Source organism: Sulfurimonas sp. (assembly GCF_026988655.1).
Taxonomy (GTDB): domain Bacteria; phylum Campylobacterota; class Campylobacteria; order Campylobacterales; family Sulfurimonadaceae; genus Sulfurimonas.
This window is the reverse complement of the sequence record NZ_JALSKT010000058.1, coordinates 1-13,968: the sequence shown is the minus strand read 5'-3', so window position 1 is coordinate 13,968 and position 13,968 is coordinate 1. Positions and strand designations below refer to the sequence as shown.

General features: G+C 33.1%; 12 protein-coding genes. 8 read left to right on the top strand and 4 right to left on the bottom strand.

Annotation, left to right across the window (positions count from 1 at the left end; translation table 11 throughout):
- Window position 1 precedes the first annotated feature (1 nt).
- The gene (locus tag MV052_RS06200) at window positions 2-2,014 is read right to left on the bottom strand and encodes an ATP-binding protein (RefSeq protein WP_297442015.1); all 2,013 of its coding nucleotides are present in this window, start codon (window positions 2,012-2,014) and stop codon (window positions 2-4) included.
- A gap of 127 nt (window positions 2,015-2,141) precedes the next feature.
- On the opposite strand from MV052_RS06200, the gene MV052_RS06195 reads away from it, so the two are divergent.
- The 5 genes from MV052_RS06195 (at window position 2,142) to MV052_RS06175 (ending at window position 6,324) form a co-directional block, all read left to right on the top strand.
- Window positions 2,142-2,537 carry a hypothetical protein gene (locus tag MV052_RS06195; protein WP_297442013.1) on the top strand — a complete coding sequence of 132 codons (396 nt, stop codon included), beginning with the start codon at window positions 2,142-2,144 and terminating at the stop codon, window positions 2,535-2,537.
- A 105-nt stretch (window positions 2,538-2,642) separates the two neighbouring features.
- A complete protein-coding gene (locus MV052_RS06190) occupies window positions 2,643-3,098 on the top strand; it encodes a hypothetical protein (protein WP_297442011.1) in 456 nt (151 codons plus the stop codon).
- A gap of 106 nt (window positions 3,099-3,204) precedes the next feature.
- The gene (locus MV052_RS06185) at window positions 3,205-4,677 is read left to right on the top strand and encodes a hypothetical protein (RefSeq protein ID WP_297442009.1); all 1,473 of its coding nucleotides are present in this window, start codon (window positions 3,205-3,207) and stop codon (window positions 4,675-4,677) included.
- Between the two features lie 135 nt (window positions 4,678-4,812).
- Window positions 4,813-5,187, top strand: a complete 375-nt coding sequence (locus tag MV052_RS06180; protein WP_297442007.1) for a YbgC/FadM family acyl-CoA thioesterase — start codon at window positions 4,813-4,815, stop codon at window positions 5,185-5,187.
- Between the two features lie 9 nt (window positions 5,188-5,196).
- A complete protein-coding gene (locus MV052_RS06175) occupies window positions 5,197-6,324 on the top strand; it encodes an MFS transporter (RefSeq protein WP_297442005.1) in 1,128 nt (375 codons plus the stop codon).
- On the opposite strand, the gene MV052_RS06170 is transcribed toward MV052_RS06175, so the two are convergent.
- Complete coding sequence (locus MV052_RS06170) at window positions 6,321-7,637, bottom strand: hypothetical protein (protein ID WP_297442003.1); 1,317 nt, start codon at window positions 7,635-7,637, stop codon at window positions 6,321-6,323. The two genes, MV052_RS06175 and MV052_RS06170, sit on opposite strands and share 4 nt — an antisense overlap.
- 72 nt (window positions 7,638-7,709) lie before the next feature.
- Here MV052_RS06170 and MV052_RS06165 point away from each other — a divergent pair, with 72 nt between their 5' ends.
- Window positions 7,710-8,000 carry a thioredoxin family protein gene (locus tag MV052_RS06165; protein WP_297442001.1) on the top strand — a complete coding sequence of 97 codons (291 nt, stop codon included), beginning with the start codon at window positions 7,710-7,712 and terminating at the stop codon, window positions 7,998-8,000.
- A gap of 25 nt (window positions 8,001-8,025) precedes the next feature.
- Window positions 8,026-9,165 carry a sodium:proton exchanger gene (locus MV052_RS06160; protein WP_297441999.1) on the top strand — a complete coding sequence of 380 codons (1,140 nt, stop codon included), beginning with the start codon at window positions 8,026-8,028 and terminating at the stop codon, window positions 9,163-9,165.
- A 44-nt stretch (window positions 9,166-9,209) separates the two neighbouring features.
- On the opposite strand, the gene MV052_RS06155 is transcribed toward MV052_RS06160, so the two are convergent.
- Both MV052_RS06155 and MV052_RS06150 read right to left on the bottom strand, forming a co-directional pair.
- Entirely contained in the window at window positions 9,210-11,471 is a 2,262-nt protein-coding gene (locus MV052_RS06155; protein WP_297441997.1) for a glutamine--tRNA ligase/YqeY domain fusion protein, read from the bottom strand.
- Window positions 11,472-11,550: 79 nt separating this feature from the next.
- Window positions 11,551-12,216: a uracil-DNA glycosylase gene (locus tag MV052_RS06150; RefSeq protein ID WP_297442072.1), complete on the bottom strand. Its 666-nt coding sequence runs from the start codon at window positions 12,214-12,216 to the stop codon at window positions 11,551-11,553.
- 97 nt (window positions 12,217-12,313) lie between these two features.
- On the opposite strand from MV052_RS06150, the gene MV052_RS06145 reads away from it, so the two are divergent.
- Window positions 12,314-13,873, top strand: a complete 1,560-nt coding sequence (locus tag MV052_RS06145; RefSeq protein WP_297441995.1) for an EAL domain-containing protein — start codon at window positions 12,314-12,316, stop codon at window positions 13,871-13,873.
- Window positions 13,874-13,968: the final 95 nt, after the last annotated feature.

The following is a 13,968-nucleotide window of genomic DNA, read 5'->3' as shown; positions in this document are numbered from 1 at the left end:
ACTACTGCGTTTGCTCTGTAAAGATTGAGACGACTTCACTCTTTTTAAAAGGTTTGTTCAGACAATAATCAAAGAGTTGTTTATGCTTATCTTGACACTCATCACCTGAGATATAAGCAAATTTTGTTTTTCTTATGTTTTTCTCTTCTTCAAGCTTTTTGTATTTTTGTATCATCTGGCTTCCTGAGAGTTTAGGCATGTTTTCATCACTGTAAACGATAGAGTAGGGATGCTCTTTTGCTAAAGCTCTGTGTAGACAGGACAATCCTTCTTCTCCATCAATTACGGTATCTATATCGCAGTACTCATCATCAAGCATTGTTTTTAAAAGTGAGATACTTATAGGATCATCTTCAACAATAAGAATTTTTGGAATTTTCTCTTCATTAACAAAGGAGTAGAGTGCTTCTGAATAACTTGTATACTGTGAAATGATTTGAGCACCTTGAATGTGTGAACTCTTTAGAGACAAAAAATTCTCTTCTACAACGAGATGTTTGAGCTTTTTTATCTTAATAAAGCTAAAAACTTCGTGTGTTAATTTTTTCTCAAAAGTGATGAGGTGTGTTGTCTCAGGTGGAATGAGTTTGACACTTGCAACTGAATGGAGTTTATCAACATCAATCCCCATTTTTACAAAGTAACGTGCTATGTGGTTGGCTACAAAACTGTTTTCTTTGTTCATAAGGATACTTAGAACAGTTTTTTGATCCTTTAATGTTTTAAACTGAATCGCATAGTCTTTTATCTCCATTGGCAGGCTAAAGTAAAAGGTACTCCCTTTGTTGAGTTGGCTCTCAAGCAGGAGCTTTCCACCAAGCTCTTTGACATAGGCGGCACAGATAGAAAGACCAAGTCCTGTCCCTCCATACAGCTCTTTTGTCGTATCTTCAGCTTGTTTAAAAGCTTCAAATATTTCACTCTGTTTCTCTTTAGCTATGCCTATACCGCTATCTTTTACAAAAATATGTAGTTTTTTCTCTTTTTGTTTGTATCGTACAGAAAACTCTATAGAGCCATTTTGTGGCGTAAATTTACTTGCATTTCCTATGAGGTTCATTATGACTCTTTTTATCTTCATCGAGTCAAGAACTATCTCTTTTGGTAAAAAAGGATCTATAAAAATATTGTATTGTATATTTTTTTTGAACATATTTGCCGAAAATATTTCTGCAACATCGGAGAAAAATTTGATGCTATTTATGCTTTTTGTCTCAGAAGTGTTTGGCTCTTTTTTCGTTGAAACACCATCAAGGATAGAAGTTGTAAGCTCATTTATCAGTTGCGCACTCTCTTTTGCATGTTTGATATATATTTTTAATCTTTCATCTTGTACTTGCTCTTGGAGTATCTCTAAAAAACCATACAGACCATTTGCCGGTGTACGGATGTCATGGACGATGTTAGAGATGGAGTCAAGCATTGCCTGTGATGTTTGGGGAAGTTCTCGTGAGCTTTGGAGTGTGTTTAGGTTCTCTATGACATCATCTTGACGTCGTCTTTGTCCGCTGTCTTTACTTTTTTTTGCTCTTCTATCTATAAAAAGGTTTTCAAGTAAAAAAGGTTTGATGGCACGAAGCATCTCTACATCGTTATAAGTAAACTTCTTGTTGTTATCTTCATTCAGAGAGAGGGTAATAATGCCAAGAAATTTCTCATCTAAGTTCAGAGGAAAAAAAATCTTTGATTTTAATTCAAAATTTTCAAAATTGTCTATAGAAGGAGTATAACCCTTTTCGCTTGTTATATTGTTGTAGATTGCTACTGCGTTTGAAACATACGCTTTGTAAAAAAGTCCCTCTTTTTTATGTATAGAGATAGAAGTGTCATAATCAAGCGCTTTTACAAATGCATTTTTTTCTTGTTTATAAAGCCAGATAGAAGTAGCATCCGCTTGTGTCGCATGAGAGATGACATTTTCTAAAATTTTATTTATGAGATACTTATCATTAAGCTGTTGTATCTCTTTTCTTGCTAAAATTATCTGTTCTTGCAAAGCTGCAATGTTTGGCATATATTTCTCTTCATCGTTTTAGTGATAAGATTATATCCTAGAAATATGTAGTTTATTATTAATAAATATGACTTTCAAATTCATTAAAATTCATTTATAATTAAGAGGACAAAAGATACTATACAGCATGAACATAATAAACATCGTGTTATTGTATCTTTTGCTTTGTATTGCACTTGAGGTTTATGAAGTGCAGTGGCAAAAAGCCTCGACTTTGATGGGGATGCTTACTCGAATGTATAAGTATTATGCAAAGAGTATTTTTCTTTTTCTCATCATGCATCCTTCGCTCTATTTTTCAATTTATCTGATGATGATAACAGACTACAACCTTTATGCCGTGCTCTATTTTACGATAAAAGCTGCGGATATATTTACAAAACTTTATATGATGAAGCAGGTGTTTATAGATAGAGAGATAAATGCACAGATGAAAATGATGCTTGCAATGCCACTAGATAAATACCTTCCATATATCGGAGCTTTAGCTTATCCACCATTAGTTTTTATAGCTTTAAACTAAATCTTTCAGCTTTAAAGAAAACAAAATGTTTTTCTACTTTTTATTTTATAAATAGAAATTTTAGAATATTCTGTAATAATTAAAAATCCAATAAAAAGAGAAATAATGCACACATATCAAATTGCAAAGTCAGTACTCAATGATTATAAAAACGATAAACTTAGCGAGCAAAGAGTTGACTTTTTAATAGCCCAAGCCAACGAGCAGCTCGATGAGATAGCTACAAATGAAGCCTTGTACAAAAGTTTTCTACAACACGTTAATGCACCACAAAAGGTAGACAAAATTATTCTTTGGATACTTTTTATGTCAAGTGAGAGTATATGCGATGAGTATATAAATGAATTTAACAAAGGCTTTAGAGAAATCATCCCAATAAGTGATTTGGCAGACTTGCTTCTTTATATTATTCATCTGAAAAAGGTCAAAAATATTGAATTAGATGGATTTGACTACTTAGTGGCATATGATAAAGAAGGTATAGAAGAGGTTGACCAATATAGCTTTACAAATGCTCTACTTTATATTCAAAAATCAAAAGAAGTTGTTATGGAGTTTTAGTAAAAATTTAAAATTCTCTCTTGTTTTTCTTGAAATTTATCTTAGTTTCAAGCAGTATCATATTCACTTACGTGAAAAAATATGATAATCAAGAGGATTACAACAAATGAATAAAAGTGCTAGATCAAAAGTTTTAAATTTTGGGCTTATAGGGCTCTCTTCAGTTATGTTAATAACTGGATGTGGAAATAAACCTCTTCCTAGAAAGGTTTCACATTTAGAGTATAAGCCAGAAGCAGCACTTTTTGCTCCATATAGTGTCAGCGATAAAGAGTTCAAAAAAAGTATATATAACACACCACAAAATCTATCCGTACGTTTAAATGATCTTTCTCCTACAGGTTTTAATACGAGTGTGCGTAATTTAAAAATGGATGGTATTTTATGGGGTACACCAAGTGACCCAAAAACGTCTTTTGAAGTTGTTGAATGTAAGAGAAAAGGAACAGATGTATTCTTAAAAAATGTAATTTATGCTCCATTTGTACTTGGATTAAATATTATTCTTGGTGGTGGATTATGTGAGTATCATCATGTATTTGACTATGAGGAGTTTGATGATAGTGTTAACGAGTGGTTAGAAGATGAAAATATTCACCCAAAAGTTCTTATTGATGGATATGCAACACTTTTACAAGAATCAAAAAATGGGAGTGCCACATTAGCACAATTTAGTAATGAAACAAATGATAAACTTAATGAAATGTTATCTAAATATAAAACAATTTACTCAAATTATAAAATACCACAAGAACAGGCAGTTTATAAAGATGAAAGCGGTTTTTATAAACATGAAAATCTAAAAAGTTTAGTAGATGTTCAAGCAAACAAATTTTCACAAAAGTCTGTTAATTATAAAAAAGAGTATCAAACAAATGTAGATAGAAATTTTCCTTGTGAAGCAGACCAAGAGTGTCTAGATAAGTTTCAAGGAGCTACTTCAGAGATAGCAACCGATGTGCAAAAACGACTAACAGAGGCTCAAAAAGAAAATAAAAAAGTGTTTAGTGATTATAAAAATCTTTTACAAAAAACAATATCTACTTATAGTATAAGTAAAGATTCTAGTGAACATAGTGTTGAGAAAAAACATAAGATATTATATTATACGCTTTTCAAAGCTCCAGATACAATTAAAAGTCGTATTCAAAAATTTCCAACAACTTATAAAATAACATCAGCAAGTTTTACAGAAATTTATCCTGCATATAAAAATGAAGATGAAAATATTAAGATAGCATTTAATCCGGAGACAAAAAATATCACACTTGAAAATAAAACGAAAAATTTCATAGAGATACAGTCGGTAAGTGTTTATTATGGTAGTGAGATTTATACGATAAATAATGATAAAAATACAAACTTTGTGAATGAACTCTCGCCAGATGCGGTTAACACAATGAGCTTATGGAGAGATATCCCTTTAGCAGACTATAAGCGTATCACTACAAAAGATACAAATGGAAAAAAACTTTCTTTTGGTTTTGCTGTAAAATATAAAACCATACAACAAAATCAGCAACATACTCTGTACCGTTTAGATAGTCATAACCTTACTAGAATTTTAAAAACATTCTAGACTCACAAAGGGAGGCAATCTTCTTTGCTTCCTCTTTTTCAATCACCTTAAATTTTTTAAAAGCAGTGGACTTAAAGACAGAGCAATGTATAATTTAAACTATATATTGAATAAATAGAGGGTGAGGGAGATAACGTGAAGATACGAGTCTATTACGAAGATACAGATATGGGTGGGGTTGTGTACCATTCAAATTATTTAAACTTTTGTGAAAGGTCACGTAGTGAGGCCTTTTTTTCAAAAGGTTTGAGCCCTGTTTTGCAAGAGGGTCATTTTGTTGCTCGTAAGCTAAATGCAGACTTTTATAAGAGTGCTAAGCTAGGGGATTTGTTGGAGATTAAGAACTTTCTTGTTGAGATGAAAGCGGCTTCTTTTACTCTACGTCAAGAGATATATAAAGAAGAAGAAAAGATTTTTGAGCTTGAAATTTTACTTGTTCATCTCTCATTTGAGGGAAGGGTTCAGAAGATGAGTGCTTCAAACAGAGAACAAATTCTCTCATTGTTTTAAGAGTAAAGAATGAAAAATATAGATAAAAATATCTTTTACATTGGCTTGGTTAGCTTTTTCACAGATATGTCTTCAAATATGGTAAAAACACTTTTACCTGTTTTTGTTGTCTATGTTTTGAGCGAAGGCGTTGATAAGCTTGGTATTATTATCGCTATTGCGACTTTCGTATCTTATGCTTTTCGAATTCTTTTTGGATATTTAAGTGATAAATATCAAATAGTAAAGCCATTTCTGATTGTCGGTTACCTATTATCTACGATTTCTAAACCATTGTTAGGCTTTTCACATAGTTTCATAAGTGTTGCATTACTCCAAGGTGTTGAACGAATGGGTAAAGCCATACGAAGTGCATCGAAAGATTCTCTTATCAGTAGTTATGTTTTAAATAACGAACATGGTAGAACTTTTGGTTTTCATAAAATGTTAGATATTGCTGGTGAGTTGAGCGGGGCATTTTTGATTTTTGTTCTTTTTTTATTTATAGCACAAGATGAAAAATCTATAAGGTTGATCTTTGAGTTGACTATTATTCCTGGGTTGATTGCTGTTGCAATAGTGATATTTCTTGTAAAAGATGCACCAAAAAAATTGAAAAAAGAGAAAAATGTTATAAACAAGGAAGACTATCAATTATTTCCTATTTTATTCATCTATTTTGGATTTTTATTTTTTATTATGAGTGATCAATTTTTTATTTTAAAAGCAAGGAGTGAAGGATTTTCTTTAGCAACAATTCCACTTCTTGTTATGATGCTTACGGCTGTACAGACTCTTATGAGTTATTATGGTGGGGTTTTAAGTGATAAGATAGGCGTTATTAGGGTAATGCTACTTGCTTTTATTTTTGGTATTATTTCTATTTCAATGTTAAATGTAAATATTTGGCTGGCATTTACATTTTTAGGTCTTTTTACTGTTTTAAGTCTAAATGCTATTCGTGCATATATCTCACAGTATTCCAAATCCAAGGGTTTTGTATTTGGAGTGTTTTATGGTGGCGTAGCAGTCTTTAGTGCTTTGGGGGCAATTGTTGTTGGGTATATTTGGAAGAACTATGGTTTTGAAAGCTCTGTACTTTTTAGTGAAATTGGTATGAGTTTTATGCTTGTTATTTTACTTTTGAGAAGAGCTTAAAACTCTTCTTCTTTGTTTACCCGTTGCTCTGGAATATACTTTGAAAATTTTGAGAGCCCTGGTCTAAGTAGCTCAACATCATACAGCATTTGATTGTCTGAGAGTTCAACGTCATACTCTCTTTCTCCACCTGTAATTTGGTTATAGAAGTAATCTATCCCAACGGTTGTTGTGTAGTTTATCCAGTCATATCTTATGTCATTGCCAAGCAGTGCATTGTTTTCAATAATGTTGTTGTTTTCTAGTGTGATGGAATTTGCAACTATCATTTTTTCTCTATCAATATACTGTGTCATAGAAAGTAATAAGGGATCATAGTTTATCTGTGTTGAGAGAATATTTATCACATTTGTGTCATAAAGTGTAAGCTGTGACATAATCATTCCACTTTTGATAATAGGGGTATTTATAAAAAATGAACCATCAACTATCTTTTCATTATCCTTAAGATAACGTTCTAGATTTGTTGTTCTTTTTGAGATGAAATAGTTGATGACCTTTCTAGGTTCAGTTATATTCATCTCTTCATTTATGGCATCTTCTTGGGGTGCATAAACACTTATTTCATCCGCATATGTCATAGGTTCATTAACATCTATTGTTGGATGTAAAAACTCCTCTTTTTGATAGCGTGCGAGTTTTTTACCAGTGTTTGACCTATCCGAAAAGATAACAAGTGGTGAGACGGCTTCTTTTAAAAGCAGTTTACTTTGTTGTTCGTAGTCGATACCACCAAAAGTCATGTAACTTGAGCTAGAATTAACATCATTTTTATTGATTGTTGGGAAGTAGATATTTGCTTCAGGGTCAAGTGCGATGACATTATCCACACCTTGTTTTGTGAGTGGAGCGATAACGTAGCCAAAACCATCTGCTTCTATCTTGCTAAACGCAGCTTGCAAGTCTTCTAGGCTTTCGCTCTCAACTTTGTAGCTTTTAAGTTCAAAAGCATTACTTCGTGTCATAAGGTAGGCAAAAGTTGCATTTGTTGTGGATGCTGCATACTTTCCTATCTTTTTATATGGTAAAAGTAGGGCGATACTAAGCTGGGAGTTGGTATTGAAAGCGCCAATATTTAAAACAGACATATTCATCACTCTTGCATCATCTAGCTCTTTATCGGCTAGTTTTTTATGTGCATGGGCTAGAAATGAAAAAATCATACCGTTGTCAAGATAGGTCTGCAAACACTCCTCGCTACAGTCATAAGGGTCAAGGTCTTGAATGTAACTCTTAGGAAGTGGAATATTTGAAATCATAAAGCTTTGGGCAAAAATGACAGCAGGGATAAGGAATAAAAATATTTTTCTCATAGAAAACTCTTAGTGTTTTTTTTAATCATAAAGCTTATTATATCAATACTTAGATGAGATTATACTTTTGATTTGATATACTTTAGTGATACTTGTCCACCGTGCCAAACACTTTTAAGCTATCTACCAAATTTAGCTGAACATTTTAAAGATGAAGAGGTAGTAATAGCAAAGGTAAACGCAGCGCATAATCCAAAACTCTCAAAAAAGTTTATGGTGCGAAGCGTACCTCTTACGGTAGTCATTGGAAAAGATAAAATGGTTCATCGTGCAGAGGTAGGGTTGTTAGGTATTGATGGCTATATTAAAATGATAGATAAGGCACTAGGTAAGGGTGGCTTTTTTCGTAAACTATTTGCTTAAATGATTAATTGGATATAATCACAAAATGACAAAAAAAAGTTTTTTTTATTACGCAGAAGATTATTGGGATATCGTTGTTGGAATTGTTGCTGTCATTGCAGCTTTTTATTTTCATGAACATGGACAGAAGATACTATCTACTGCGTTTGCAGCTATAGGTATTGGCGCATTGTCACTTACTGTATCTGAGGTTGCAGAGATACTCTCAGAACGATTGCAAGAGCCTTATGGAAGTTTTGTGCTTACATTTAGTGCAGTTGTTGTTGAAATTATTTTACTGTATATTATTTTGCTTCAAGTGCATGAATCACCAGAAGTACTCAACACGGTTAAGGGTGGTATTATTTCTGCCGTGATTGTGGATATGAATGTTTTACTTGGTTTAGCTGTCTTTTTAGGTGGTTTGAAGTTTACTGAGCAAGAACACAACAAAGAGACCTCAAATGCTTATACGACTATTTTATATGTTGCATCAGTTGCTTTGTTGGTTCCTAGTTTACTTGGTTCATCAGAGCATCAAGCAAGCACAGTGATTCAAGCCTCACAAATTATTGCTTTCGTGCTATTTGTTTTTTATGTTGTTATTATTATCTTTCAAACCAAAACACATACACATTTTTTTAAGCAAACGGCCAGAAGTAGAATCTTTAGAATGAAAAGAAAAGCAATGGAAAATATAGAGGAGGAGGAAGATGATTATGTTTTTGATAAGTTCAATAACATTGGTCTGATATTTTCTATTTTTGTTTTTATTGCTATTATTGCTTTGGGTGCAGAAGTGTTTGCAAGCGATGGAGTGAAGTTAGCAAAAGAGCATGGAATTTCTGCTGGTATTTCAGGTCTAATCATCGCAATTATCGCAGTAGCTCCAGAGATAGTTACAGCAGTAAAAGCTGCAAAAAATGATGAGATACAAAGGGTAGTAAATATAGCAATGGGAGCATCCACTGTTTCTATATTACTAACTGTTCCAGTCTTAATGCTCCTTGCCTTTATGACAAATATTCCTTTGGCACTTGACTTTAATCCTCTTGAGATTGGTGCGCTTATTTTAACCATCATACTCGTTTGGAAAACAACAGATGAAGGACATACAAACTACTTTGAGGGGATTTCTCACCTTATGTTTTTTGTCTCTTATGCTATTATCGCTGCATATTTTTAACTCTTTTTTTCGCTCTCAAAAAAGAGAGCGTATTTGCATACTTGTTACAGTTCAGCAGATTGTAAACGCAGTGAAACAAGCTCATTTACCACTTTAGGATTTGCTTTACCACCAGTGGCTTTAAGTACTTGCCCTACAAAGAAACCTAAGAGTTTTGTGTTACCCGCTTTAAACTTAACAAGATTATCTGGATTTTTCGCAATCACTTCATCAATAATAGGTGAAATTTTTGCCGGATCACTAATCTGTATAAGACCTTTGTCTTCAACTATTTTTTTTGGATTTTCTCCAGACTTTGTCATCTCTTCAAATATTTGTTTAGCAATTTTATTTGAGATAGTTGCATCATCGATCATCTTTACAAGTTCAGCGATCTGTTTTGGAGTGAACTTTAGCTCACTTAATTGATGCTCTTTTAGTTCTCTTGCTACTTCATTTGCTATGATATTCGCAAGATTTACAGGACTCTCTAACGCATTGAGTGCCTCTTTGTAAAACGCAGAGAGTTGTTCATCACGAGCGAGAGTATTTGAGAGTTCACTATTGAGTTTAAGTTCGTTAATATAGTTGTCATAGAGTGCTTTTTGTGTCTCAGTCATAGGTACTACTTCACCATCGATCTGCTCTTTTTTTACTTGTTGTTTTGGTGTAGTCTTGGTTTTTTGGCTTTTTTTAGACCAAGAGTCTTTGAGTCCTACTATTTTATTAAATACTGGTTTTTCATCTGTGTAGTCAATAGGATCAGCGTAAAAATATCCTTGTCTTTCAAACTGAAATCTTTCATCGGGTTTGTCTGTTATAACAGCAGGTTCAACAAGAGCATTTTTGACAACTTTTAAAGAGTCTGGATTAATATCTTCTACACCTTGGGGAGCTTCACAAGAGAAGAGTCTGTCATAAAGCCTTACTTCCACTTTTTTCGCCTCTTTAGCACTTACCCATTGGATAGCACTTTTTACTTTGATGCCACTGGTGTCAGAGCCACTTTTAGAAGTAGGATGGTACTCTGCTATAATCTCTGTGATATTGCCATTTGCATCTTTTATGATTTCTTTACATGAGATGATATACGCATGTTTAAGTCTTACTGATTGTGTTGGCGTCAAACGAAAGTAACCTTTTGGAGGATTTTCGTTAAAGTCATCACGTTCAATATATATCTCACGAGAAAATGGTAAAACTCTGCTTCCCTCTTTTGGAACATCATCAGGGTAGTATGAAGCAGTAAGCTCTTCGCTACCATCATAATTTGCTATAGTTACTTTCAGTGGGTCAAGTACACACATTACGCGTGGTACTTTTGTATTTAGATCATCTCGGATACAAAATTCAAGCTGCGAGACATCAACCATTGAGTTTGCTTTTGCTACACCGACCAGATCACAAAAGTTTAAAATAGACTCAGGTGTATACCCTTTGCGTCTATATCCAGCGATGGTTGGTAAACGAGGATCATCCCAACCCTTAACGAAGTCACCCTCAACTAATTCGAGAAGCTTTCTTTTACTCATAACCGTATAGTTTATCCCTAGTCGTGCAAATTCATATTGGTAAGGGCGTGGTGGTTCAAGGTTTAATTCTTCTAGTACCCAGTTGTAAATATCACGGTTATTTTCAAACTCTAGTGTACAAAGCGAGTGTGAAACACCTTCTATATAGTCAGATAAACAGTGAGCAAAGTCATACATTGGGTAAACAGCCCACTCATCACCTGCTCTAAAGTGGTGAGTATGTCGGATACGATATAGAAGAGGATCTCTCATTTTCATATTTGATGCGCTCATATCTATCTTTGCTCTTAGAACATGTTCGCCATCTTGAAACTCACCATTTTTCATTCTCTCAAAAAGGTCTAAGTTCTCTTGGACACTACGCTGGGCATATTTACTGCGTTTACCTGCCTCGATCACAGTCCCACGATACTCTCGTATCTCTTCTTCCGTGAGACTATCAACATAGGCTTTACCAATTTTTATAAGTTCTATAGCATAATCATATATCTTAGAAAAATAATCAGAAGTAAAACGTACATTACCATCCCACTCATACCCAAGCCACTCTACAGCATCTTTCAGAGCCTCAACATATTTTGTATCTTCTGTAGTGGGGTTGGTATCGTCCATTCTGAGATTACAATGTCCATTATAATCACGTGCAATACCAAAGTTTATAAAGATAGATTTAGCGTGTCCGATGTGAGGAAAACCATTAGGCTCTGGGGGAAATCTTGTAACAACTTCTTTGCATTTACCTGATTTTAGGTCCTCTTCAACTATTGTACGTAAAAAATTTTTACTTTCATTCATTATTGTTAAACCTTTTAATTTTGTAACTTTTATTAGAATTGTATTTTATCAGATTAGAGCTTATAAATAAAACTGCTTTTTAAAGGCAACTTTTGATAGTTTTCAAATCATTTAATGTTACTTTTTTAGACTCAGGGTTTCGCAAAAGATACTGGGGATGATAAATAGGGATGAGTTTATACTCCTTGTAGTCTATGACATGCCCTCGGACATTTTCGAAGTTGTCAGTGTCCCCTGTAAGATGAGCATAGGCCTCAGCACCAAGTGTCACAATGACTTTTGGTTTGACAAAATCTATCTGTGAATAAAGATAGTTTTTACAAGAGTTCCATTCTGAGAGAGAGGGTTTGTTTGATTGTAGTGGTTTACATTTGATAGCATGTGTTAGGTATGCTTCTTCGACACGAATTTTTATGACATTTTCTATCATTTTTTTGAGTGTATCGCCTGAGCGACCTGCATAGTAACTATTTGTCTTGTCTTGTACTTGTGATATGCTGTAGTCTAAGATAAATAGAGCTGCGTTTGGATTGCCAAAACCGCTCATACTTTGGGTGCGGGACTTGCTAAGATCACAAAGGTGACAAGTCGTAACACTTTGTGCTAATTGTTCTAAAGTTTCATCATTTTTGGAGTTTTGTATCTGATTCAAATCAAAGTGGTCGATGTACTCAAAACCGATTGCTTTTAGTTTGTAAAGATTTTGTAACAACACAAGATTTTGATACGATTTCAAAGTGACCACCATTTATAAATATTGTATGAGTATAATAAAAATGTGGTTAAACTACACTTTATAAAAAGATATGCTATGATAAGAAAATCAAAGGATTGAGAGAAATATGGAAAGTAGCCCACTAAAAATAAGAAACTTTACGTTAAAGTCTTCAACAGATGTTCCCAGCGTTGTGAGAAAAATAAAAGAATTAGAACATGATCAATTATTAATTCACATATTATCTTATTTTCATAATACTGTTTTAGTACAAACTTTGTACAAAGAGCTTCTTCATTTATATCCTAACTCGAAAATAGTCCTTTTAAAGCATGAGGATAAAGTCACAACTTCAGTAAATATTTTTTCTTTAGATCTAGATGACATTGAAAACATTAGTGATGAGGTCTTAAAAGAACTTTATCTTGATAATTCTGATAAAAATCATTGTATAGAAGATTATAGAACACAACTTTTTAAAAGATATTTTACCGATCATTTAACAAATCTCCCAAACTTATATCAACTTCGAAAAGATTTGGAACATCTTGAAAATCCTGGTCTAATTTTACTTAAAGTAGACAATTTTCAAACAATAAATAACTTTTATGGCTTTATCGTTGGTGATTATGTTCTTGAGAGTGTTGGAAAATTTCTTAAAAAAACTCTGCCTGATAACAAAGTTTATAGGCTCTCAGGTGCAGAGTTTGCTATTACAACAGAAATAAATCTAGGATTTTATGAGCTGAAAAAGTATATCGAAGAGATATATCATAAAATAAGCAAAATTAGAGTTTATTATCAAAAAACAAAAATTTATATAGATTTTACATTTGGCTCTTCATCAAAAAAAGATAGTTCAAATATATTTTCAAAAGTTTCTATGGCACTAATGTATGCAAAACAAAGAGGTGTTCCGTATTGGATATATGAAGATAGAATGCACTTTGAAGATGATTATAGTCGTAATCTTACAATGTCTCATACGGTAAAAGAAGCTGTAGATAATTCCAAAGTGCTGCCTTATTATCAAGCAATTTTAGATAACAAGACAGGAAAAGTGGTCAAATATGAATGTTTAGCAAGACTTGTTGATTCAAATGAAAAGATTATTGCTCCAGCGATTTTCATCCCTGTAGCGAAAAAAATCAAGGTGTACAATAAAGTTACACAGTGCATTATCAATAAATCATTTGATTTTTTTGAAAATAGTAACTATGAATTTAGTATAAACCTCTCTATTGAAGATATTATGAGTAGTGAAATGTTTCATTTCATTATTGAAAAATTAAAAAACTCCGAGGCATCATCTCGCGTAACTTTTGAAATACTTGAGAGTGAAGCAATTCAAGACTTTAAAAGAGTTGATAGATTTATCTCAGAAGTAAGAAGATATGGTGCACAAATTGCTATCGATGACTTTGGTAGCGGGTATTCTAATTTTTTATATCTTACGAAGGTGGAAGCAGACTATATTAAGATAGATGGCTCTCTTATCAAAAATATCGATGTTAATCCATCAGCTTTAATTGTTGTTGAGACCATTGTTGATTTTGCAAAAAAACTTGGTATAAAAACTATTGCAGAGTATGTTCACTCAAGTGTTGTAATGGATAAAGTGGTAGATTTAGGTATAGATTATTCACAAGGCTTTTATATAGACGAACCGTCTTTGCATATAGAATAAAAAGTTTGGATTGTATGGGAAGAGATAAAGCCCAAAAGAAAGGGCTTTAAGAGAAATTACTCAGCTACTTCTACAACTACTGGAGTTGACTCCCA